Origin of the sequence: Novosphingobium barchaimii LL02, assembly GCF_001046635.1 — a bacterium.
GTDB classification, from domain to species: domain Bacteria; phylum Pseudomonadota; class Alphaproteobacteria; order Sphingomonadales; family Sphingomonadaceae; genus Novosphingobium; species Novosphingobium barchaimii.
Genome location: NZ_KQ130452.1, coordinates 1,103,769 through 1,124,879, shown reverse-complemented (window position 1 = coordinate 1,124,879; position 21,111 = coordinate 1,103,769). Strand labels below are relative to the sequence as shown.

Sequence of the window (21,111 nt, the reverse complement as noted above, 5' to 3'; positions counted from 1 at the left end):
GGCTCAGGAGGTCAGTTTGGAATCCGATTTTCACCGACTGCTCGGCACGCCGCAAGCTGGCGGCATACTGATCGTCTCCGACCATGCTTCGAACCGCGTGCCGGAGGATATCGACCTGGGCATCGACCCGGCGCTCCTCCAGCTTCACATTGCCATCGACATCGGCGTCGGCGCCATTGCCGAGCAGATGGTCAGCCCCGGTACGGCGGCATGGCTGGGTAATGTCAGCCGCCTTGTGTGCGATTACAACCGCAAGCACGACGTTCCCGGCATGATGCCCGAGATCAGCGATGGCCACGTCATCCCCGGCAACGTCCTGACGCCGCATCAGCGGCATGCCCGCGTGACACGCTTCTTCGAGCCCTATCACTCGGGGCTGGCGACATTGCTGCACGAAACCCCCCCGGCGCTGATCCTGTCGCTGCACAGCTTCACCCCCGGCCTCGCCACTTGCGACAAGCCGCGTCCCTGGCAGATCGGCATTCTCTACAATGAGGACGAGCGCGCCGCCCGCATCGCCATTCCCTGGCTGGAGGCGCAGGGCTTCGTCGTCGGCGATCAGGAACCGTACTCGGGGAAGCTGCTCAACGCTTCGATGAACCGCCATGCCGAGCCGAATGGGTTGCCGTATCTCAGCATCGAAATCCGTCAGGACCTGATCGCCGATGCCGCAGGGCAGGCCGAGTGGGCCAGGGTCATGAGCGCGCTGAGCGCAGAGGTCGTCAACCGACTTTAGCCCGAGCAGTTCTCGATAGGGGCAATGATGACGGCGATGTGCTACCATCCCCCCGCAGCCGAAACCATCGTGTTGCGTCGCGAAATATAATGTCGAAAACTGCCGTTGAATTGAAACCTATTGACGTGTAGGGGCCGTTCAACTCGCGCATCCATGCGACCATGACCCGGAGTTCCAACAATGCCCGCCTATCGCTCACGCACTTCGACCCACGGCCGCAACATGGCGGGCGCGCGTGGCCTGTGGCGGGCGACGGGCATGAAGGATGGTGACTTCGGCAAGCCGATCATCGCCGTGGTCAATTCGTTCACCCAGTTCGTGCCCGGCCACGTCCACCTCAAGGATCTCGGCCAGCTCGTCGCGCGCGAGATCGAGGCTTCGGGGGGCGTCGCCAAGGAATTCAACACCATCGCGGTCGATGACGGCATCGCCATGGGCCACGACGGCATGCTCTATTCGCTGCCCAGCCGCGACCTGATCGCCGACAGCGTAGAATACATGGTCAACGCGCACTGCGCCGACGCGATGGTGTGCATCTCGAACTGCGACAAGATCACGCCGGGCATGTTGATGGCCGCGATGCGCCTCAACATTCCTGCCGTGTTCGTCTCGGGCGGTCCGATGGAGGCCGGCAAGGTCATCCTCAAGGGCAAGGTCCAGGCGCTGGACCTCGTCGATGCGATGGTTGCCGCAGCGGACGAAAGCTACACCGACGAGGAAGTCGCCGCTATCGAGCGTTCGGCTTGCCCCACCTGCGGTTCATGCTCGGGCATGTTCACCGCCAACTCGATGAACTGCCTTACCGAGGCGCTGGGCCTGTCGCTGCCGGGCAATGGCTCGACGCTGGCCACCCACTCCGACCGCGAGCGCCTGTTCCTGGAAGCAGGCCGCGTCGCCGTGGACATGTGCCACCGCTATTACGAGCAGGAGGACGACAGCGTCCTGCCGCGCAATGTCGCCAGCTTCAAGGCGTTCGAAAACGCCATGAGCCTCGACATCGCCATGGGCGGATCGACCAACACCGTGCTCCACCTGCTTGCCGCCGCGGCCGAGGCGGGCGTAGACTTCACCATGGCCGACATCGACCGCCTGAGCCGCAAGGTGCCGTGCCTGTCCAAGGTCGCCCCGGCCAAGAGCGACGTCCACATGGAGGATGTCCACCGCGCCGGCGGCATCTATGCGATCCTCGGCCAGCTGGAACGTGCGGGCCTGCTGCACACCGACCTGCCGACCGTCCACACCCGCACGCTGGGGGAGGCGATCGACCGCTGGGACATCAGCCGCACGACAGAGCCTTCGGTGGAGCAGTTCTACAAGGCGGCGCCGGGCGGCGTGCCGACGCAGACCGCGTTCAGCCAGTCGGCCCGCTGGGAGGAACTCGACCTCGACCGCGAGAACGGCGTCATCCGCTCGAAAGAGCATGCCTTCAGCCAGGACGGCGGCATTGCCGTGCTCTACGGCAACATCGCGCGCGATGGCTGCATCGTGAAGACGGCGGGCGTGGACGACAGCATCCTCAAGTTCACCGGCACCGCGCGGGTCTATGAAAGCCAGGACGCGGCGGTTGCCGGTATCCTTGGCGGGCAGGTCGGCGCGGGCGACGTGGTGGTGATCCGTTACGAAGGACCGCGCGGCGGGCCGGGAATGCAGGAAATGCTTTACCCGACCAGCTACCTAAAGTCGAAGGGCCTCGGAAAGGCCTGCGCGCTGCTGACCGACGGGCGTTTCTCGGGCGGCACTTCGGGCCTCTCCATCGGCCACGCTTCGCCCGAAGCGGCCGAGGGCGGCGAGATCGGCCTGGTCGAGAACGGCGATACCATCGAGATCGACATCCCCGGGCGCACCATCAACCTGATGGTCTCGGACGAAATCCTGGCCCACCGCCGCTCGCAGCAGGACGCACGCGGAGACGACGCCTGGTCGCCGGTCCACCCGCGCCCGCGCAAGGTTTCGGCGGCGCTTCAGGCCTACGCCGCGATGACCACCAGCGCATCGCGCGGCGCCATTCGCGACGTGACCCAGCTCAAGCGCAAGTAATTTTCGAGCTGATTGGCCCGAGGTAGTTCAAAACATCCCGTTGTCCTCGTCGTTGCGAGGGCGCGGGAGTTTTTGGCCGGATCTCGAACAGGCCTCAAGTCGCTTTCGCATCAGCCCTTGGCTTTGCACCAGGCGGTAGTGCCTGCGGGTTCTCATTCCCCGACCCTGCTCGCGCTGAGCGTGTCGAAGGGAGGCGGCGCGGTGGTTGCGTTCCTGCTCGCCGACTGTTCCTCGAACGAGGCGATGCAGGCCAAAAACGCACCTTCATTGTGCGGCGCCCGGACAGCGCATTCCGCCGGTTCGATGTGACGCAGGGCGACGCCGGCCGTGCTACCAGTGATGGCCCGCAAGCAGCCGTGACCAGCCTTGTGGACGACAAGTTCGACGTTACCGTTGTGGCCGACAACTACCTTTTCCCGGCGATGGAGACGCCCGATGGCGCACACTGACCAGATCCTCACCGCTGCGCAGATGCGCGAGGCGGAAGACCTGCTGATCGCGCAGGGGTCCAGCGTCGATGCGCTGATGCAGATCGCCGGGCGCGGCGCCGCGCAGTGGGTTTGGCGCATGGCTGGCCGTCACAAGGTGACCGTGCTGTGCGGCCCCGGCAACAACGGCGGCGACGGCTATGTCATTGCCGAGGCGATCCGCGAGCGGGGCGGCCACGCGGTTGTCGTCGCGGCGGGTGAGCCGGCAACGGATGCCTGCCGCAATGCGCGGGCGCTGTTCGGCGGCGAAGTTCTGGGCCCGGATGAGGAGTTGCAGGGCAAGGTCCTTGTCGACTGCCTGTTTGGAAGCGGCCTGAAGCGTCCGCTCTCGGCGGACCACGGGGCATTGCTCACCCGGCTCGCGGCCGCGCATCGCCGCTGCATCGCCATCGACCTGCCCAGCGGGATGCAGGCCGATTCGGGCATGCTGCTGGGTGATGGCCTGCCGGACTACGACCTGACGATCGCGCTTGGCGCGTGGAAATTCGCGCATTTCCTCATGCCGGCAAGCTCGCACATGGGCATGATGCGGGTGGTGCCGATCGGCGTCTCCGCCGTCAAAGGCGCGGCGCGCGTCATCGGGCGTCCCATAATTCATGCGCCGGCTGCGGATTCGCACAAATATCGGCGCGGGCTCCTTGCCGTAGTGGGCGGGGCGATGCCGGGGGCGGCGATCCTTGCAGCCATCGCGGCGCAGGGGGCAGGGGCGGGATACGTCAAGCTCTTCGCCGATTCCGGACGTAACCCACCGGCCGATCTCGTCGTCGATACCGGGCCGCTTGCCGAGGTGCTTACCGACGATCGCAACAGTGCGGTGCTGATCGGGCCGGGCCTTGGCCGCGACGCGGCAGCGCGCGGGCGACTGGCGGCGGCCTTGGCCGATCCGGTGACGGTGGTGGTGGTGGATGCCGATGCGCTGGTGCTGCTGTCGCCGCGTCATCTGGCTGAGCGCGCCGCGCCCGCTATCGCCACGCCGCATGAAGGCGAACTGGCCGCGCTGGAGCGGGCGTTCGATCTCGGCGGCTCCGGCACGCGGCCCGAACGCGCGCTGGCGCTGGCGAAGGCGAGCGGGATGGTCGTGGTCGCCAAGGGGCCGGACACTGTGGTTGCCGCGCCGGATGGGAGGCTGGCCTGTGCGCCGCGCGCGTCGTCCTGGCTTTCCACCGCCGGGACCGGAGACGTACTGGCAGGCGTGATCGCCAGCCGCGCCGCCACCGGCATCGCCGCTTTCGAGGCGGCGTGCGAGGGAGTGTGGCTTCACGGCGAGGCGGCACGGCTGTGTCTGCCCGCATTTACCGCAGGGCAGTTGGCGCAGGCGGTGCCGAGGGCATTGGCGAGCTGTCTTTAGAGGGCAGACGTAGCGGGGTGGGCAGAACGCCCGCGTCCTGCTAGGCGCACGGCCGTGTCTGACATCAACGAATCCGAAGAAATCCTGCGCATCGCCTCCAAGGGTGACGGCATCACTGCGTCCGGTCGCTTCGCCTGGGGCGCCGCGCCCGGCGACATGCTGGCTATCGACGGCACTCTGGAATGGGGCCCGCACCACGTCGAGCCGCCGTGCCCGCACTTCGGCAAGTGCGGTGGCTGCCAGTTGCAGCAGCTTGACGAGGAGAGCCTGACGGCCTTTGTCGAGGGCCGCGTCGCCAATGCCTCGACCGGGCAGGGGCTGGGCACCGAACTGCTCGGCGCGCCGCACCTTTCGCCGCCGTCCTCGCGCCGCCGCGCTTCGCTGCGGGCGGAGAGTTCGGGCGGGCGCATCGTGATCGGCTTCCGCGAGGCGAAGTCGCACCGACTGGTCGAGTTGGAGGAGTGCCACGTCCTCGTACCGGAATTCGTCGCGTTGCTGGGACCTTTGCGCAAGCTGCTCATCATGATGGGCAAGGCGGCGCCCGCGAAGAAGGGCGGCAAGCCGGGCAAATCCTCGAAGCACGCCACTGTGCGTATGGCCGCCGATATCGAGATGACGCTGGTCGATCAGGGCGTGGATCTGGGCGTCAAGGGTCTCACTGCCGAAGGCCTCGCCGCGACCGAGGCGATGCTCGCCTTCTCGCAGGAACACGGCCTTGCCCGCCTGACGATGGACGGCGGTTATGGCTTCGAGACGGTGTGGGAGCCGGTGCCGGTCACCGTCACCCTTGGCGGCGTGAAAGTGCCGTTCCCGCCGGGCTCGTTCCTTCAGGCCACCAAGGACGGCGAGGAAGCGCTGGTTGCCGCCGCGCGCGAGTGGCTGGCAGGTGCGCCAACCGTGGCGGACCTGTTTTCGGGGCTGGGCACTTTCGCCTTTGCGCTCGCCGGGCCGCAGACGAAGGTCTACGCCGCCGAGGCCGCGCGCGATATCCATCTGGCCGCCAAGGCCGGGGCAGACCGGGCGCAGTTGCAGATCTTCAACGCGCACCGCGACCTGTTCCGCAACCCCCTGCAAGCGGATGAGCTGAACCGCTTCGCCGCCGTGGTCCTCGATCCGCCGCGCGCCGGTGCGCGCGAGCAGGTGGACTGCATCGCCGATTCCACCGTTGGCCGGGTGGTCTACATCAGCTGCAATCCGTCAAGCTGGTCCCGCGATGCCGTGCGGCTGGTCGAGGCGGGCTTCCGGCTGGTGGAACTGCGGCCGGTGGGCCAGTTCCGCTGGTCGACCCATGTGGAACTGGCCAGCTACTTCGTTCGGGACTGAAGGTCTTCGTCCGGCCGGATGCCAGGACCGGAGGCGGGGCGTTATCCCTCCGCCGCCTTGTCCATCATGTCCATGAAATCGCGCGCGGTGTTTCGCTCGTCCTCGTTGTCGAACGCGACGTCGAGGTCGGGGGAGGCACCGAACATGTACATCAGGGTCCACAGCGCGAAACGGCGGCCCTTGTCCTTCTCCATCCCGAAGTCGACCTTCATGCGGTCGATCCCGGTTTCGAGCGTGGTCGGGGCGATCGTGGCAAGATCATCGGTGCCGAAGTAACGGCGTAGCTGGTCGTCGAAATCCATCGCGCTGCTCTAGCAGGCTGCGATCGCCCTGTCAGGATGAACCGCTTCGGTCCCAGCCCCAGCAGCTTTTACAGACCGGATAGGCCACAGCGCCCCAGGCGCTGGCGATGAAGCCGATGAAGAACGCCGACCAGCCCAGCCCCCAATTCTCGGCCAGAAGAGCGTCCGCCAGCGCTGCCAGCGTGATGAGGATGAAAAACAGCTCCACGGCGATGAAGGCGAACTTCAGCGGCTTCACCGCGTGGACGGGCATTCCCTTGTCCACGGCTTGCTCCCGATTCCCGGATCGTTCCGATGGAAAATATATCCCGCAATCGATTCGGGTTCCATCGAAACGTCAAGGGACGCGTCCCGGTTCGGGCCGGTCAGTCCTCTCCGGCCAGCACCCGGACAAAAGCCTCGGCATCGGTGTTGCCGCCAGAGAGAACTACGGCGGTGCGTTCTCCCAACTCGACCTTACCGGCGAGCACGGCCGCCAGCGCTGCCGCACCGCCCGGTTCGAGCACGAGCCGCAGTTTCGCGAAGGCTAGGCGCTGGGCGGCGCGTACTTCTGCCGGGGTGGCGACGAGGCCGAAGGAGCAGCGCTGCTTCAAGACAGCGAAGGTAATGGGCTTGGTCGAAGGCGTCTGTAGCGCGTCGCAGGCGGTGGGCGGCGCGAAGGGATCGACCGGCAGGATACGCCCGGCGACGAGGCTGCGGCACACGTCGTCCCAGCCTTCAGGTTCCACCGGCACGATCCGCGCATCGGGGCAGGCCAGTGCAAGGCCCGCCGTCAACCCGCCGCCGCCGCAGGGGGCAACGACAAGATCCGGCGCGCCGCCTGCCAGCGCCTGCATCTGCGCGGTGATTTCGATGCCAGTGCTTCCCTGGCCCTCGATCACCCAGGCATCGGCGAAAGCATGGACCAGGACGGCGCCCCGCTTTTCGCATTCGCGCCGCGCGACTTCGTCACGGTCCTCGCCGCCGGGGCGGTCGTAAAGCACGACTTCGGCGCCCAGCGCACGGGTGCTGGCCAGTTTCACCGCCGGCGCATCGACGGGCATGACGATGGTGGCAGTGATGCCAAGGCGCTGTGCAGCCCAGGCGACGCCTTGCGCATGGTTGCCGCTGGAAACGCCCACGACGCCTGCGCCGCGCTGTGCCTCGTCAAGATCGGTAAGGCGGTGCCAGGCGCCGCGAATCTTGAAGGCGCCAACGGGTTGGAGGCTCTCGGCCTTGCACCAGATCGTGCGGCCGTCGATTTCGAGGGGGAGCAGGGGCGTGGCAGGCAGGATTTCTGCCACCTTGCGGGCGGCGATGGCTACGCCTGCGGCGGTCGGTTCGCGGGTAATGGTCATGGAGTGACCCTTAGGGGCGGACCTGTGCGGGGGGCAAGCGAGTGAAGGAAATGAATGAGATAAGCGACAGTTCAACGTGAGAGACGCGCCATCTGATAATATCCCAGCGGGCCGCGCCGGTGTTCCAGCCCCAGCCCGTGGTCGCGCGCAACCCGCGCCGCGACAGTGCCGAGATCGGTGCGCGGCGTAACGTGAAATCGCGCCAGCCACCCCAGCAGCAGACGGCGCAGCGGCCCGGGGAGGCCCGAACAGTCCCCGAAATCGACGACGTGGAGCGAGCCGCCGGGCGCCAGCGTGGCGGCGGCCTGTTCCAGCGCGGCTTCCCAATTCGGGATCATCGAGACGGCGTAGGACAACATCACCCGCTCGAACCCGTCACGTCCCAACAGGGCCCTGGCGTCGAAGCGGGTCGCATCGCCCAGCGCCAGAGTGCCGGCATGGCCCAGCTGCTTGCGGGCGCTGCGCAGCATTTCGCTGGAGATGTCGAGACCGTGCAGGCGCACCCCCGGCCAGGTTTTTGCGACTTGCGCAAGATTGCGCCCGGTGCCGCAGCCAATTTCCAGCACGGCCATACCGGGCCGCGCATCGAGTTCGCGGATCAGCCGGTCGCGGCCGAACAGGTAGTACTTGCGCGTCAGGTCGTAGATCGGGCGCTGCCAGCGATAGACCCGGTCCATTAGCGCCGCGTGGTTGGAGGAAGCCGTGGCCATCCGTGTCAGCCCTTGAGTACGTAGAGGTGGACGCCGCCGTAGATTGAGGAGCGATCCGCCAGCGTGGCGGTGTTCGATTCCTCGGTGCGGTAGTCCCAGTGCTCGAGGATATGCTGCGGCACCCGGCCCGGCAGCAGCGTAGGCTCGGCGGCGGTGCGGAACAGCACGCGGGCGCCGGGCTTTGCGGTGCGGGTGATCTCGCCCCAAAGTTCGGTCAGCTGTGCGTCGGTCATCCAGTCCTGCGCATCGAGCAGGACATAGCGGTCGTAGCTGGCGGCGTCCGCAGCGGCCAGGACGTGAGTGAAGTTCGCGTGGCGCAGGTCGAGCCGGGCGAGACGCTCCCGCACCTGCGGCAGGTTCGCCTTCTGGAGGTAAGGGGGAAGCGGCGCTTCCACGCCCTTGCCGTACCCGCGCGAGAACGCCTGCCACGCGAAGTAGTTGTCGTTCACCGGGAAATGGCAGGCGAGCTTTTCCAGGCGGCCGCGCAGCACGTCGGCCATGCGGTGACCGCCGGCCAGCGCGTCGTATTGTGCAGGGGGGATGCCGAGGCCGAACAGCGAAGCGGGGTGCTTGGTCAGCCAGCGTATCATGGGGCGCTCGAACACGGGTGCGATCCGCTCGTCGAAGACGCGGCGCTGGTCTTCGAGCGTGTCCGCCTCGAGGATTTCATTCAGGTCGATCTTGTAGATCTTGGCGACGAGGTGCGCCGTGCCGATGAAGCCGCCCAGCAGGCCGTGGCGATAGACGCCGCGCGTGAAGGCGCCGATGCGGCGGCGGCCGACAAGGTCGCGGCCTTCCCAGTAGCGGCGTGTCGCCTCGTCGAGATGCGGGGCCAACTGGTCGCGGTAGAGCGCGAGGTTCTCGGGCCGGTCGGCCTCGGCGATGAAGCGGCGCAGATCGGCATAGTCCAGCCGGCGTACCGCTTCGTGCTTGAGGTTGTTAAGTGCGATGTGCGCGGTGTTGAGATCAATCACGGTGATGTGCGCCGGGTTCGCGGTGAGATAGGACAGCGCATTGCAGCCGCCGCTGGCGATAGTGATGATCCGGCTATCAGGGGTGATCTGCATCGCCTCCATGTCGGCCACCGGGTCTTCCCAGATCTGCGCGTAGACGAGCCCTTTGAAGGCCATCGCGAAAGCCTTGTCGAGCAGACGGGCCTTGCGCGAGGTCTCCTCGCGCACGACGGCGCCTTCGATCAGACGGGAGCGGGAAGTGGTCATGGCGCCGGTGTCCTTCGTAGGAGATGTGGCGCAAATGCGCCGCAGCCGTGACCTGGTGATGACGAGGCGATGGCAGTTTATGACAGTGCGGGGCGGCGGGGAGGGGTGTGCTCGCGCCGGAACCGCCTCGTCGCGCGTTAAGTGTCGTTCGGGTCGCTTTAGGTGCCGATTGCTGCTCTACAGTTGAGTTGTCACACAGCGGCCCTATATGGCCCTCTTTCTATTATCCCCGCCCAAGGAGACAGGTCGGATGAGCAAGGTTCTGGTGATCGGCGCAGGCGGCGTCGGATCGGTCGCGGTCCACAAGATGGCGATGAATCCCGATATCTTCAGCGACATCCATCTTGCCAGTCGCACGGTCAGCAAGTGCGAGGCGATCGCTGCCTCGGTGAAGGAGCGCACCGGCGTCACCATCGGCACTTATGCCATCGACGCCGACGATGTTGCCGCCACCTCGGCCCTGATCCGCGAGATCGGTCCCAAGCTGGTCGTTAATCTTGCGCTGCCTTATCAGGATCTTGCGATCATGGACGCCTGCCTGGCGACCGGCACGCACTACATGGACACCGCGAACTACGAGCCCAAGGACGTGGCCAAGTTCGAATACCATTGGCAGTGGGCCTATCAGGAGCGCTTCAAGGAAGCCGGCCTGATGGCGCTGCTGGGTTCGGGCTTCGATCCGGGCGTGACCAGTGTGTTCGCGATGTGGCTCAAGAAGCACAAGCTCAAGACCATCCGCACGCTCGACATTCTCGACTGCAACGGCGGTGACCACGGCCAGGCCTTCGCGACGAACTTCAACCCGGAAATCAACATCCGCGAAGTGACCGCACCGGCCCGCCACTGGGAGAACGGCCAGTTCGTCGAGACCCCGGCAATGGGCAAGAAAGTCAGCTTCGATTTCGAGGCCGTCGGCCCCAAGAACATGTACATGATGTACCACGAGGAGCTGGAAAGCCTCGCGAAGTTCGTCCCCGAAATGGAGCGCGCGCGCTTCTGGATGACCTTTGGCGACGCCTATATCCAGCATCTCACCGTGCTGCAGAACGTGGGCATGACGCGTATCGACCCGGTGATCTACAACGGCGTCGAGATCGTGCCGCTGCAGTTCCTCAAGGCCGTGTTGCCCGAGCCCGCATCGCTGGGCCCCACGACCAAGGGCAAGACCAACATCGGCGACATCGCCACCGGCGAGGCGCTGGACGGTTCGGGCGAAAAGACGTTCTACATCAAGAACATCTGCGACCACGAAGACGCCTATGCCGAAACCGGCAACCAGGCGGTCAGCTACACCACCGGCGTTCCGGCGATGATCGGCGCGGCCATGGTGCTGACCGGCGCCTGGGCGGGTGAGGGCGTGTTCAACATCGAGCAGTTCGATCCCGATCCCTACATGGACATGCTGAACAAGCACGGCCTGCCGTGGACGGTGGAAGAACTCGCCGAGCCGCTTCCGTTCTGATGGTGGGGCCGGTTCGCAGTCTTGCTCTGGCTGCGCTGGGTGCTTTCGCACTCGGCGCCTGCACGCCGCAGGCCGGCCCCCAGCCGCCAACCCCGCCGACCGGTGGGGCCACCCAAGCGCCCGGCAACCAGTCCTACGCGCGCGATATGAGCGCGGCGGACAAGGCTGCCTGCACTTCCACTGGCGGCACGGTGCAACGCCGCGGCAGGCTAGGCATGGAACAGTGCGTCCGCCCCTTCGCCGATGCGGGCAAGGCTTGCACCGATACCTCGCAGTGTGAGGGCAAGTGCGTAGGCAGTGCCGGTTCGGCCTCTGGGAACGAGAAAGTCTCTGGCCAGTGTCAGGCCGACGACCGCCTGTTCGGCTGCTATTCCGAGATCAAGGACGGCAAGGCCGCCTACGCGATCTGCGTTGACTGAGGGCCGGCGTGAACTGGTCCTTCGCCGCGCCGGTGGCCCTGCTGGCCGGCTCTAACCTTTTCATGAACACCGCCTGGTACCTGCACCTGAAGATCCCGGGCAAGGCGCTGTGGGTGGCCATCGCGATGAGCTGGGGCATCGCTTTTTTCGAATACTGCCTTGCCGTGCCCGCCAACCGGATCGGCGCGCAGGTCTATTCGCTCGGCCAGCTCAAGGTGATGCAGGAGGCGTTTTCGCTGCTGGGCTTCGTGCTGGTGGCCTGGGCGCTGTTCGGGCAGAAACCGGGCTGGAACGAGATCGTCGGCTTCTGCCTTGTCGGGGCAGGGGCGTGGTTCATCTTCAAAGGCCCGCTGGGCTGATACGGGACGAGTAAGCATGGAAACCAAAGCCGGCGATCCGGGCGCCTTCGCAAAGTTCGACCTTGCCCGCGTCGACAGCCCCGCCTTCGTGGTCGATGCCGCGAAGCTGCGCGACAACCTGCGCATTCTTGCCGACATCGGCGAGCGTTCGCGCGCCAAGGTGCTGTCCGCGCTGAAGGCGTTCTCGATGTGGTCGACCGCGTCGATCGTGGGCGAATACCTCGACGGTGTGTGCACCTCGGGCCTGTGGGAAGCGCGCCTTGCCTCGGAATTCTACGACGGCGAGATCGCGACTTACTGCGCGGCCTACAAGGAAGAGGACATGGACGAGATCCTGCGCCTCTCCGATCACGTCATCTTCAATTCGCCCGCCCAGATCGAGCGCTTCTGGCCTTACGTGGAGCTGGCCCGCGCGCGCGGCGAGATCTTCCACATCGGCCTGCGCATCAACCCGCTCCACCCCGAGGGCGAGGTGCCGAAATACGATCCATCCGCGCCGCATTCGCGCCTCGGCTTCCCGATCGACCAGCTGACCGAAGACCATGTCGGCATGATCGACGGCATCCACTTCCACAATCTGTGCGAGCAGGACTTCGAGCCGCTGCACCGCACCTGGGACAAGGTGTTCGATTTTATCGAGCCTTATTTCGGCAGCCTCAAGTGGATCAACCTGGGTGGCGGCCATCACATCACCCGCGCCGATTACCAGCGCGATGAACTGGTCGAATTCCTCTCCGACATGGCCGAGGATACCGGCGCGCAAATCTACATCGAGCCGGGCGAGGCGGTGGCGCTGGACGCCGGCATTCTTGTGGGCACCGTGCTCGACGTGGGCTGGAACGGAATGCCGGTAGCCATCGTCGACATTTCGGCCACCTGCCACATGCCCGACGTGATCGAGGCGCCCTATCGTCCCGCCATGCTGGGCGAGTTGCCGATGGACGAGGACGGTATGGACGAGAGCGGGGCCGTGCGCCTTGGCGGTCCATCTTGCCTGGCCGGCGACGTTATCGGTGATTACCGCCTGCCGGCCGCCGCCGAACCGGGCCTGCGCTTCGCTTTCCTCGACCAGGCGCACTATTCGATGGTCAAGACCACGACTTTCAACGGCGTGCCGTTGCCCTCGATCTGGCTCTGGGATTCGGAGACGGACGGCCTCGAATGTGTCCGCCGGTTCGACTACGAGGATTTCCGTGGCAGGTTGAGCTGACGATTGCACTGCTCGCCGTGTGAGAGGCGCGGTCAATCCCGCATTTTCGAATCGCCGGGATCGCGTGCAGCCCGGTTCTGTTCACGTCCTGAGACCGCCGGCCTGGTCACTCGCTTATGCGTTATGGATCGGTCATCCGACTGTCATGGAGTGGATTTATGCAAGCCCCTGTTTTTTAAGATAAAGATTCCGGATTTTATGCCGTGTTCTGGTCGCCCAAAACCCCTTGTGACATTTTTGTGAAAGGGGTCTATTTTCACTTGCGATTCAGGAACGCAGCCCTATATCCGGCCCCTCGCTGCCCCATGGGGACTTCCAAACCGCAAGGCAGCTCTTGTTGTTAACACACCGTTTGGGGGTCCCTTGAATTGCACATTTATCCTGATGCATCGGTTGTAGCTGGCACCCTTTCGCCGGACGAACCTGTGATTATCAACCGCCCGCACGCAGCTGCACGGGCGGCTCGCTTCTTTGCGACCAAATTTCCGGGCAAATCGCTTTATGCGGTCAAGGCCAATCCCTCGCCCGATCTGATCCAGATTCTGTGGGATAACGGTATTTCGCACTACGACGTCGCTTCGATCACCGAAGTGCGTATGGTGCGCGCGACGCTCCCCGACGCGACTTTGTGCTTCATGCACCCGGTCAAGACCGCGAGCGCGATTCGCGAAGCCTATTTCCAGCACGGCGTGCGCACGTTCAGCCTCGACACCCTTGAGGAAGTCGAGAAGATCGTTGATGCCACCACCGACGCCGATGGCAACGCCGCCAAGGACCTGCGCCTTTGCGTTCGTCTGCGCGTTTCCTCGGAATACTCGGAACTCAGCCTAGCCTCGAAGTTCGGCATCGATATCGCCGACGCGGGTGAGCTGCTGCAGGCAACCCGTCAGGTCGCCGACTGGCTGGGCCTGTGCTTCCACGTCGGTTCGCAGGCGATGACCCCCTTCGCCTATGTCCAGGCGCTGGAGCGCGCACGCGCCGCGATCGCGGATGCCGGCGTCGTCATCGACATGATCGACGTCGGCGGCGGTTTCCCCTCGTGCTACCCCGGCATGGAGCCGCCTCCGCTCGAGGATTACTTCGCGATCATCCACCGCCACTTCGAGGCATTGCCGATCGCCTACAACGCAGAGCTGTGGTGCGAACCCGGCCGGGCGCTTTCAGCCGAGTACAACTCGCTGGTGGTCAAGGTCGAGAAGCGCCGTGGTGATGAGCTGTACATCAACGACGGTGCTTACGGCGCCCTCTACGATGCTGCCCATGTCGCCTGGCGCTTCCCCGTCAAGGCGATCCCGCGTGAAGGCGACCGGTCGACGGAGCTTCAGGGCTTCTCGTTCTACGGCCCGACCTGCGACGATGCCGACTTCATGGAAGGCCCGTTCATGCTCCCTGCCGATATCAAGGCGGGCGACTTCATCGAAGTCGGCATGCTGGGCGCCTACGGCGCGGCGATGCGCACGGCCTTCAACGGTTTCGGCGGCGGCGAAGTCGTGGTGGCGCAGGACGAGCCGATGGCCAGCCTTTACACCGGTCGCAAGGATCCGCGCGTTTCGGACAATGTCGTCTCGCTGCGCTGATGCGCTCGTGATTTAGCGAAAAAAGGCCTCCGGAACTGCTGTTCCGGGGGCCTTTTTTGTTGCGATCCTCCCTATACCCCTTTGGTAACGGGGAGGAGGTTCCGGTCATGCCTTGACGAAAAGTTCCTTCACGCGGTGGGGCTGGCTGCGCAGATACTGCGGCGCCACGGGCATCTTCGCGCCCAGCGCTGCTGCCGCATGCCACGGCCAGCGCGGGTCGTAGAGCACGGTGCGGGCAAGCGCGATCATGTCAGCCTCGCCGGTGGCGATGATAGCCTCGGCCTGTTCCGGTTCGGTGATGAGCCCGACGGTGACCACGGGCATGGTCACGGCTTCCTTCACGGCGCGGGCCAGCGGGACCTGGTAGTTGGGCCCGACCGGGATCTGCTGCGATGCATCCAGCCCGCCGCTGGAGACATGAATCGCCGAAGCGCCGCGTGCTTCCAGCGCCTGGGCTAAAGCGACGGTCTGTTCGGCGTCCCAGCCGCCCTCAACCCAGTCGGTGCCTGAGACACGCATGGTTACCGGCTTTTCAGGCGGGAAAGCGGCGCGCACGGCGTCGAAGATTTCAAGCGGGAAGCGCAGGCGGTTCTCCAGGCTGCCGCCATATTCGTCGGTGCGCTGGTTGGAGAGCGGCGAGAGGAACTGATGGAGCAGGTAGCCGTGCGCGCCGTGGATCTGCACCGCGTCGATCCCAAGGCGTGCTGCGCGCTTCGTGGCTTCGGTGAAAGCATCACGGATTCGGGCAAGGCCTGCCTTATCGAGCGCGGTTGGAGGGTTCTCGTCAGGCTGGAAAGGCAGGTTGGAGGCCGACAGCGTCTGCCAGCCGTTCGGGGCGTCCGGGGCGATCTGGCCGCCGCCATCCCAAGGCTTGGCGCAGCTCGCCTTGCGTCCGGCATGGCCGAGCTGGATCGCGATCGGCATGTCCGACCAGCGGCGCACCGTTTCCAGCACCTTGGCCATGGCCTCTTCGGTAGCGTCGTCCCAGAGCCCCACGTCGCCGTAGGAGATCCGGCCCTCTGGCGTCACGGCGGTAGCCTCGATGGTCAGGAGCGCTGCGCCCGACTGGGCAAGGTTGCCGAGGTGGACGGCGTGCCAGTCGGTCATTTGGCCATCTTCGGCGGAATATTGGCACATCGGGGCGATAACGATGCGATTGGAGAGCGTCAGGTCGCCCAGGGTAATGGGTTCGAACAGCTTGGCCATGAAATATCCTTCGATCACGGGCGCAGGTCCACGGGGGGAGGGGGCCTGCGGTGCGGACGTGATTTGGGGATTGTGCAGCGCAACGAAAAGGGCTCCCGGCCGGTTTGGCGGGGAGCCCCTACGAAAGTATTGCTGCCATGCCGTAAAGCGCGGCTCAGGCTGCTTCGCGCATCTCCAGCCGTTCCCAGATTTCGACAAGGGCCTGTGTAAGGTCTTGCATCATCTCGTCGGTGTGGGCCGGGCCGGGGGTGAAGCGCAGGCGTTCGGTGCCGCGCGGTACGGTGGGGTAATTGATCGGCTGAACATAGGCACCGTATTCGGCCAGCAGGATATCGCTGATCTGCTTGGCGCGCACCGGGTCGCCTACCATGAGCGGCACGATGTGCGTGGTGGAATCCATGACCGGCAGGCCGGCATCGCGGAACATCTGCTTCATCAGGGCCGCCGAACGCTGTTGCCCCTCACGCTCCGCGCTGGAGCTTTTCAGGTGCTTGACCGAGGCCAGCACGCCCGCGACCAGCACCGGCGACAACGAGGTCGTGAAGATGAAGCCCGGCGCGTAGGAGCGGATACAGTCGATGATCTTGGTGTTGGTGGCGATGTAGCCGCCCATCACGCCAAAGGCCTTGCCCAGCGTACCCTCGATAATGTCGATCCGGTGAGCGGCTTCATCGCGGTCGGTGATGCCGCCGCCGCGCGGGCCGTACATGCCGACCGCATGGACCTCGTCGATATAGGTGAGCGCGTTGTACTTGTCCGCCAGGTCGCAGATCGCGTGGATCGGAGCGATGTCGCCGTCCATCGAGTAGACCGATTCGAAGGCGATCAGCTTGGGTACGGTCTCGTCGGTTTCGGCCAGCAGTTCCTCAAGATGCTCGAGGTCATTATGGCGCCAGACCTTTTTTTCGCAGCCCGAATTGCGGATGCCCGCGATCATGCTGGCGTGGTTCAGCTCGTCCGAGAATATCACGCAGCCCGGCAGCAGCTTGGCCAGCGTCGACAATGTGGCGTCGTTCGAGACGTAGCCCGAGGTGAACAGCAGCGCGCCCTGCTTTCCATGCAGGTCGGCCAGTTCGTGCTCAAGCTCGATGTGGTAATGGGTGTTGCCGCCGATATTGCGGGTGCCGCCGGAACCGGCGCCGACATCGTGAAGCGCTTCTTCCATGGCTTCGATCACCTTGGGGTGCTGGCCCATGGCGAGATAATCGTTCGAGCACCAGACCGTGATTGGCTTGGGACCATTATGGCCGGCAAAGCAGCGCGCGTTGGGATAGGCACCCTTGTTGCGCAGGATGTCGATGAATACCCGATAACGGCCCTCGGAATGGAGCCGCTCGATCGCCTGGTCAAATATATGTTCGTAGTTCACGGTTGAGACTGTGTCCTGCGTTGCTTGCCCTGTGCGCCTTATCAACGGCCCGGTTAGCTTTTCCGGCGGCCAATAGCGTATCGTGTCATCCATTGCCAGTCGCTTATGACAAGGGTCTAATCGGAAAACGTGCCCGCGGAAAACGGAACTTTTGCCGGGTCGCGTCCGGCGACGACCACTATCTGCGGCTCGGCGCGGTGGAACGCATTGATCGTACTCAACCACGAGAGGTTTTCGCTACGATAGGCATCTGCGCGTCGATTACGATCGGACTGCCGCCCGACACGATGAGTTATTAGCGCGAGCTGTAGCGCAGGGCCGCCGTCTCCACCCGCAAGGCGACAGGTGCTGGCCTTCGGGCATTGCCGCAAGCGCGCGAAGTTGCGCTATCGCCACCGGCTTTGCCCTGGGTCGGACCGGCGCCCGGGTCGACCAGGTACCCGGTAGCAGGGAATTCCAATGGTGAGCAGTCCCGACAACAACCAGATGTTCAGTTGCCGCGTCAAAATCTCTGAACCTCAAGCAATCCATATTGCGCCAGCTTCGTGCGGTACGCATCAGGCACGTCTCCCGCCCCTGTAAATAGCGCCCTGTCAGGGGCTTGGCGGGCGTATTCCTGTCCCGCCGTGAGACGGGCGACCTGGCGCGCGATCCCTTGCGCGCCGTGGACGAATCGCACGTCCGGACCGAAGGCGCGGGCCAGTTCCTCCTCAACCAGAGGGAAGTGGGTGCAGGCCAGCACCACGGTGTCGATCAACTCGCCGCCGGGCTGGCTGCGCAAGGCGTTGGCGGCATGTTCGATGATGGCCGGATCGACGGTTTCGCCGCGCAGCTTGGCCTCGGCCGCTTCGACGAGGCCGGGCGCGCCGTGCCGCAGCAGGCGCTTGTCGGCGGCGAATTCGTGCTCCAGCCGGTCGACATAGGCCTGCCGCACGGTTGCCTCGGTGCCGAGCAGGCCGATCACCCCGGTGCGGGTCATCGCGGCGGCGGGCTTGATTGCGGGTACCGTGCCGACGATGGGCACCTCCAGCACTTCGCGGACCATCCCCAGCGCGATTGTCGAAGCCGTGTTGCAGGCGATGCAGACGAGGCGCGGGCGGAATCGCTCGGTCATGCGGCCCAGCAGCCCGGCGACGCGCGCGGCGATCTGCGCCTCGGTCTTGGTGCCATAGGGCAGACCGGCTGTGTCGGCGGCGTAGATGATCGGCGCATCGGGCAGGGCCTTGCGTACTTCCTCCAGCACCGTCAGGCCGCCGACGCCCGAATCGAACACCAGAATTGGCGCCCAGCGAGCGATCGCGGCAAAAGCCGTGCCGGCGCCGCGCGGCGCGTTCATTGTATCGGAAGCCATCGTTTTTCCCTGGACCTTGCCACCTGTTAACCGCGCAGGCGTGGACAGGGCAACGTCCAATGCTGCAACCTGTCTTCTGCTTGGCGCGATAGGGCGCTAATGCACCGCGTCATGGACTGGATTCTCGCACTTGCGCTCGGTTACGCCTTCGGTTCCGTACCGTTTGGCCTCATCATCACCCGCCTGTTCGGCGCAGGAGACCTGCGCTCGATCGGTTCGGGCAATATCGGCGCCACCAACGTGCTGCGCACCGGCCGCAAGGGGCTGGCGGCGGCCACGTTGCTGCTCGACCTTGCGAAGGGCCTTGCCGCCGTGCTGATCGCCGCGCGCCTGTGGCCTGACTATGCCGCGCTGGCGGGGCTGGGGGCGTTCCTGGGTCACTGCTTCCCGGTCTGGCTGGGGTTCAGGGGCGGCAAGGGCGTGGCTACCATGGCGGGCATTGCCTTCGGCCTCGCCTGGCCGGTGGGGCTGGCTTATGCGCTGACGTGGCTTGGCCTGCTTGCAACCGCGAAGATTTCCTCGGTCGCAGGGATGACCGCCGCCATCGTCGCGCCACTGGCCGCGCTGGCGCTGGGGGAGCGTGAGGCCGCCACGGTGCTGGCGGTGATCGCCGCGCTCGTGTTGTTCCAGCACCGCGAGAACATCGCCCGTCTGCGCGCCGGAACCGAGCCACGCATCGGCAGCGGCAAGAAGGGATGAGCGCAGAGGGCGGACTTTCGCAGGAAGAGGCTTTCGCCCGCATCCGCCTGCTGCGTTCGCCCAATGTAGGGCCGGTCACGTATGGGCACTTCATGGCGCGCTTCGGCAGCGGCATGGCGGCGCTGGCAGCATTGCCCGACATTGCCGGACGCAAGGGCCGGACATACACCGCCGCGCCCGAGCGGCGCATCCACGACGAAATCGCCGCGTTGCGCAAGGCCGGCGCGCGCTACCTTTTCCACGATTCGCCCGATTATCCGCGCCTCCTCGCCGAATCCGAGGGTGCGCCGCCAATCCTGACCTACCGGGGCGATATCGCGCTTTCATCGCGGCCCTGCGTCGCGATGGTGGGCGCGCGCAATGCATCCGCCGCCGCGATCCGTCTGTCGCGGGAAATCGCCCACGATCTTGCGGGCGCGGGCTGGACCGTCGTTTCGGGCCTGGCGCGCGGGATTGACGGGGCCGCGCATCACGGTGCCCTGGCCGGCGGCGCGACGATCGGAGTTATCGCCAGCGGCATCGACATTTCCTACCCGCCCGAGCACGCGGCGCTGCAGGAAGATATCGCGGCAAAAGGCCTGCTTCTGGCCGAACAGCCGCCCGGCACCGAGCCGCTTGCGCGCCACTTTCCCACCCGCAACCGGATCATTTCCGGGCTGGCGGCAGGCACGCTGGTGGTGGAGGCCGCGCCCCGGTCCGGCTCGCTCATCACCGCGCGTCTCGCCGGTGAAATGGGACGCGAGGTCATGGCGATCCCCGGATCTCCGGTCGATCCGCGCTCGCATGGTTGCAACCAGTTGATCCGCGACGGAGCGATACTGGTGCAGGGCGCGGCCGACGTGATCGAACTGCTGTCCGGCTTCACCGGCGACCCGCGTTCCTCCCTGCGCGAGGTGGCCATGGACTGGGGAGCGTCGGAGCTGGCCGAGGAAACCGGCGATCCGGCAGATGTAGGTGGGCTGCTCACCACCGCGCCGGTGGGGGTGGACGAACTGATCCGCCAGTCGGGCGCCAGCGCCGCCAGCGTGCAACTGGCTCTGCTCGAACTCGAACTGGCGGGCCAACTGGTACGCCATGCGGGCGGGCGGGTCAGCATTGGCTGACGCTTAAGCAAATTATCCAACAATCAGAACGAATTGGCAACTTGCAGATTGACGACCGGGACCGCCTCGCGCAGAGCCTCGACCCAAGGCAGAAACGGGGCTTTCGGCGGTGACTACCCAACCGGCAATTCGCGTGGGCGACATTTTTGCGCAAGGCGCGGGCATCGCCGGGCGCAGTCGCGCGGTGCTGGCTGGCTTCGCGCTGGGCATGAGCTTGGTTTCCAGCGTCCTGTCATTCATGACCGACGATATGCCGGGCATCGGGGTGGAAATGGCGGTATCTTCGGTCGCCGGTTATTTTCTGTTCTGGCAGGTGCTGGCGACCGAAGGGCTTCTGGAGGGTAGCCGGAGCAGAGGCGCGGGCTTCATGGCCTATGCAGCCATTTCGTTCATTACCTCGGTCGCGGGATTGCTGGGGCTGGTGCTCCTGATCCTGCCCGGCCTGATCCTGATAGCGCGCTGGTCACTGGCAGGGGCGCTTGCCGTGGCGCGGGGTTCTTCGGTCTTGCCGGCTCTCGCGGAAAGCTGGCGGCTGACGCGCGGCTCCACCTGGCCAATTGTGGGTTTTCTGGCTGTCGTATGCGTGGCTTTCGCCGCTGTCCTTCTGCCGCTGGGTATCTATGCAGCGATCAGCGAGGAGGCCGCGAATATCGGCGTGGCGCAGCAAATCGTTGAATTTCTCGGCAACATCGCCAGTTACGGGCTTTCCGCTCTGATTTCCTGCGGCACCGTGGCTCTCTTCGCACTCCTGGTCGACCGGGACGAGCGTGTGGCTGCGGTTTTCGCCTGAGCAAAGGACGTGTCTTGCGCTTGACGAACCGCCCCAATGCTTCCCACCCTATGCGTACACACATA

At 65.3% G+C, this 21,111-nt stretch carries 21 protein-coding genes; 13 read left to right on the top strand and 8 right to left on the bottom strand.

All coding sequences use genetic code 11. The features are described from left to right. Positions 1-16 precede the first annotated feature (16 nt). From V474_RS05560 to V474_RS05540, 5 genes are all read left to right on the top strand, one after another. Positions 17-736: an N-formylglutamate amidohydrolase gene (locus tag V474_RS05560; RefSeq protein WP_059150470.1), complete on the top strand. Its 720-nt coding sequence runs from the start codon at positions 17-19 to the stop codon at positions 734-736. Positions 737-916: 180 nt separating this feature from the next. After that, positions 917-2,773 (top strand): dihydroxy-acid dehydratase, encoded by a 1,857-nt coding sequence (gene ilvD, locus V474_RS05555; protein WP_059150469.1) that lies wholly within the window; start codon positions 917-919, stop codon positions 2,771-2,773. Between the two features lie 269 nt (positions 2,774-3,042). Further along, positions 3,043-3,222 carry a hypothetical protein gene (locus V474_RS05550; RefSeq protein WP_059150468.1) on the top strand — a complete coding sequence of 60 codons (180 nt, stop codon included), beginning with the start codon at positions 3,043-3,045 and terminating at the stop codon, positions 3,220-3,222. Continuing rightward, positions 3,209-4,609 (top strand): NAD(P)H-hydrate epimerase, encoded by a 1,401-nt coding sequence (locus V474_RS05545; protein ID WP_059150467.1) that lies wholly within the window; start codon positions 3,209-3,211, stop codon positions 4,607-4,609. The genes V474_RS05550 and V474_RS05545 overlap by 14 nt, the downstream gene beginning before the upstream one ends. 63 nt (positions 4,610-4,672) lie before the next feature. Beyond that, positions 4,673-5,932: a class I SAM-dependent RNA methyltransferase gene (locus tag V474_RS05540; protein ID WP_059150801.1), complete on the top strand. Its 1,260-nt coding sequence runs from the start codon at positions 4,673-4,675 to the stop codon at positions 5,930-5,932. Between the two features lie 41 nt (positions 5,933-5,973). Here V474_RS05540 and V474_RS05535 read toward each other — a convergent pair whose 3' ends face one another. The 5 genes from V474_RS05535 to V474_RS05515 form a co-directional block, all read right to left on the bottom strand. Further along, entirely contained in the window at positions 5,974-6,234 is a 261-nt protein-coding gene (locus V474_RS05535) for a hypothetical protein (RefSeq protein ID WP_059150466.1), read from the bottom strand. Positions 6,235-6,265: 31 nt separating this feature from the next. Next, entirely contained in the window at positions 6,266-6,499 is a 234-nt protein-coding gene (locus tag V474_RS05530) for a hypothetical protein (protein ID WP_082699595.1), read from the bottom strand. A gap of 100 nt (positions 6,500-6,599) precedes the next feature. Then, entirely contained in the window at positions 6,600-7,571 is a 972-nt protein-coding gene (locus tag V474_RS05525) for a threonine ammonia-lyase (RefSeq protein ID WP_059150464.1), read from the bottom strand. Positions 7,572-7,642: 71 nt separating this feature from the next. After that, on the bottom strand, positions 7,643-8,281 hold the full coding sequence (locus V474_RS05520; RefSeq protein ID WP_059150463.1) for a class I SAM-dependent methyltransferase: 639 nt from the start codon (positions 8,279-8,281) through the stop codon (positions 7,643-7,645). Between the two features lie 5 nt (positions 8,282-8,286). Continuing rightward, positions 8,287-9,501 carry a DUF3419 family protein gene (locus tag V474_RS05515; protein ID WP_059150462.1) on the bottom strand — a complete coding sequence of 405 codons (1,215 nt, stop codon included), beginning with the start codon at positions 9,499-9,501 and terminating at the stop codon, positions 8,287-8,289. Between the two features lie 250 nt (positions 9,502-9,751). Between V474_RS05515 and V474_RS05510 the strand changes: the two genes are divergently transcribed. From V474_RS05510 to V474_RS05490, 5 genes are all read left to right on the top strand, one after another. Continuing rightward, positions 9,752-10,963 (top strand): saccharopine dehydrogenase family protein, encoded by a 1,212-nt coding sequence (locus V474_RS05510; protein WP_059150461.1) that lies wholly within the window; start codon positions 9,752-9,754, stop codon positions 10,961-10,963. Continuing rightward, a complete protein-coding gene (locus V474_RS05505; protein WP_059150460.1) occupies positions 10,963-11,382 on the top strand; it encodes a hypothetical protein in 420 nt (139 codons plus the stop codon). The genes V474_RS05510 and V474_RS05505 overlap by 1 nt, the downstream gene beginning before the upstream one ends. 8 nt (positions 11,383-11,390) lie before the next feature. Then, the gene (locus V474_RS05500) at positions 11,391-11,741 is read left to right on the top strand and encodes a DMT family protein (protein ID WP_059150459.1); all 351 of its coding nucleotides are present in this window, start codon (positions 11,391-11,393) and stop codon (positions 11,739-11,741) included. A 16-nt stretch (positions 11,742-11,757) separates the two neighbouring features. After that, on the top strand, positions 11,758-12,951 hold the full coding sequence (locus V474_RS05495) for a carboxynorspermidine decarboxylase (protein ID WP_059150458.1): 1,194 nt from the start codon (positions 11,758-11,760) through the stop codon (positions 12,949-12,951). 368 nt (positions 12,952-13,319) lie between these two features. Continuing rightward, positions 13,320-14,528: a type III PLP-dependent enzyme gene (locus V474_RS05490; RefSeq protein ID WP_059150457.1), complete on the top strand. Its 1,209-nt coding sequence runs from the start codon at positions 13,320-13,322 to the stop codon at positions 14,526-14,528. Between the two features lie 105 nt (positions 14,529-14,633). On the opposite strand, the gene V474_RS05485 is transcribed toward V474_RS05490, so the two are convergent. From V474_RS05485 to murI, 3 genes are all read right to left on the bottom strand, one after another. Beyond that, positions 14,634-15,734 carry an NADH:flavin oxidoreductase/NADH oxidase gene (locus V474_RS05485; RefSeq protein ID WP_059150456.1) on the bottom strand — a complete coding sequence of 367 codons (1,101 nt, stop codon included), beginning with the start codon at positions 15,732-15,734 and terminating at the stop codon, positions 14,634-14,636. Between the two features lie 154 nt (positions 15,735-15,888). After that, positions 15,889-17,103 (bottom strand): 5-aminolevulinate synthase, encoded by a 1,215-nt coding sequence (gene hemA, locus V474_RS05480; RefSeq protein ID WP_059150455.1) that lies wholly within the window; start codon positions 17,101-17,103, stop codon positions 15,889-15,891. Between the two features lie 502 nt (positions 17,104-17,605). Beyond that, complete coding sequence (gene murI / locus V474_RS05475) at positions 17,606-18,439, bottom strand: glutamate racemase (protein WP_407938316.1); 834 nt, start codon at positions 18,437-18,439, stop codon at positions 17,606-17,608. Between the two features lie 126 nt (positions 18,440-18,565). Here murI and plsY point away from each other — a divergent pair, with 126 nt between their 5' ends. The 3 genes from plsY to V474_RS05460 all read left to right on the top strand — a co-directional run bounded on the left by plsY (position 18,566) and on the right by V474_RS05460 (position 21,046). Next, positions 18,566-19,153, top strand: coding sequence for a glycerol-3-phosphate 1-O-acyltransferase PlsY (gene plsY / locus V474_RS05470; protein ID WP_059150800.1), 588 nt, complete (start codon positions 18,566-18,568; stop codon positions 19,151-19,153). After that, positions 19,150-20,256 carry a DNA-processing protein DprA gene (gene dprA / locus V474_RS05465; protein WP_059150453.1) on the top strand — a complete coding sequence of 369 codons (1,107 nt, stop codon included), beginning with the start codon at positions 19,150-19,152 and terminating at the stop codon, positions 20,254-20,256. The genes plsY and dprA overlap by 4 nt, the downstream gene beginning before the upstream one ends. A gap of 109 nt (positions 20,257-20,365) precedes the next feature. Further along, positions 20,366-21,046: a hypothetical protein gene (locus V474_RS05460; protein WP_148649280.1), complete on the top strand. Its 681-nt coding sequence runs from the start codon at positions 20,366-20,368 to the stop codon at positions 21,044-21,046. Positions 21,047-21,111: the final 65 nt, after the last annotated feature.

Excerpts from the sequence above, each read along its gene's own strand:
- V474_RS05515 (WP_059150462.1), bottom strand. The coding sequence starts at position 9,501 with ATGACCACTTCCCGCTCCCGTCTGATCGAAGGCGCCGTCGTGCGCGAG.
- dprA (WP_059150453.1), top strand. The coding sequence starts at position 19,150 with ATGAGCGCAGAGGGCGGACTTTCGCAGGAAGAGGCTTTCGCCCGCATC.
- V474_RS05510 (WP_059150461.1), top strand. The coding sequence starts at position 9,752 with ATGAGCAAGGTTCTGGTGATCGGCGCAGGCGGCGTCGGATCGGTCGCG.
- ilvD (WP_059150469.1), top strand. The coding sequence starts at position 917 with ATGCCCGCCTATCGCTCACGCACTTCGACCCACGGCCGCAACATGGCG.
- V474_RS05535 (WP_059150466.1), bottom strand. The coding sequence starts at position 6,234 with ATGGATTTCGACGACCAGCTACGCCGTTACTTCGGCACCGATGATCTT.
- V474_RS05525 (WP_059150464.1), bottom strand. The coding sequence starts at position 7,571 with ATGACCATTACCCGCGAACCGACCGCCGCAGGCGTAGCCATCGCCGCC.
- V474_RS05485 (WP_059150456.1), bottom strand. The coding sequence starts at position 15,734 with ATGGCCAAGCTGTTCGAACCCATTACCCTGGGCGACCTGACGCTCTCC.
- V474_RS05495 (WP_059150458.1), top strand. The coding sequence starts at position 11,758 with ATGGAAACCAAAGCCGGCGATCCGGGCGCCTTCGCAAAGTTCGACCTT.
- V474_RS05545 (WP_059150467.1), top strand. The coding sequence starts at position 3,209 with ATGGCGCACACTGACCAGATCCTCACCGCTGCGCAGATGCGCGAGGCG.
- V474_RS05520 (WP_059150463.1), bottom strand. The coding sequence starts at position 8,281 with ATGGCCACGGCTTCCTCCAACCACGCGGCGCTAATGGACCGGGTCTAT.
- V474_RS05505 (WP_059150460.1), top strand. The coding sequence starts at position 10,963 with ATGGTGGGGCCGGTTCGCAGTCTTGCTCTGGCTGCGCTGGGTGCTTTC.
- murI (WP_407938316.1), bottom strand. The coding sequence starts at position 18,439 with ATGAACGCGCCGCGCGGCGCCGGCACGGCTTTTGCCGCGATCGCTCGC.
- plsY (WP_059150800.1), top strand. The coding sequence starts at position 18,566 with ATGGACTGGATTCTCGCACTTGCGCTCGGTTACGCCTTCGGTTCCGTA.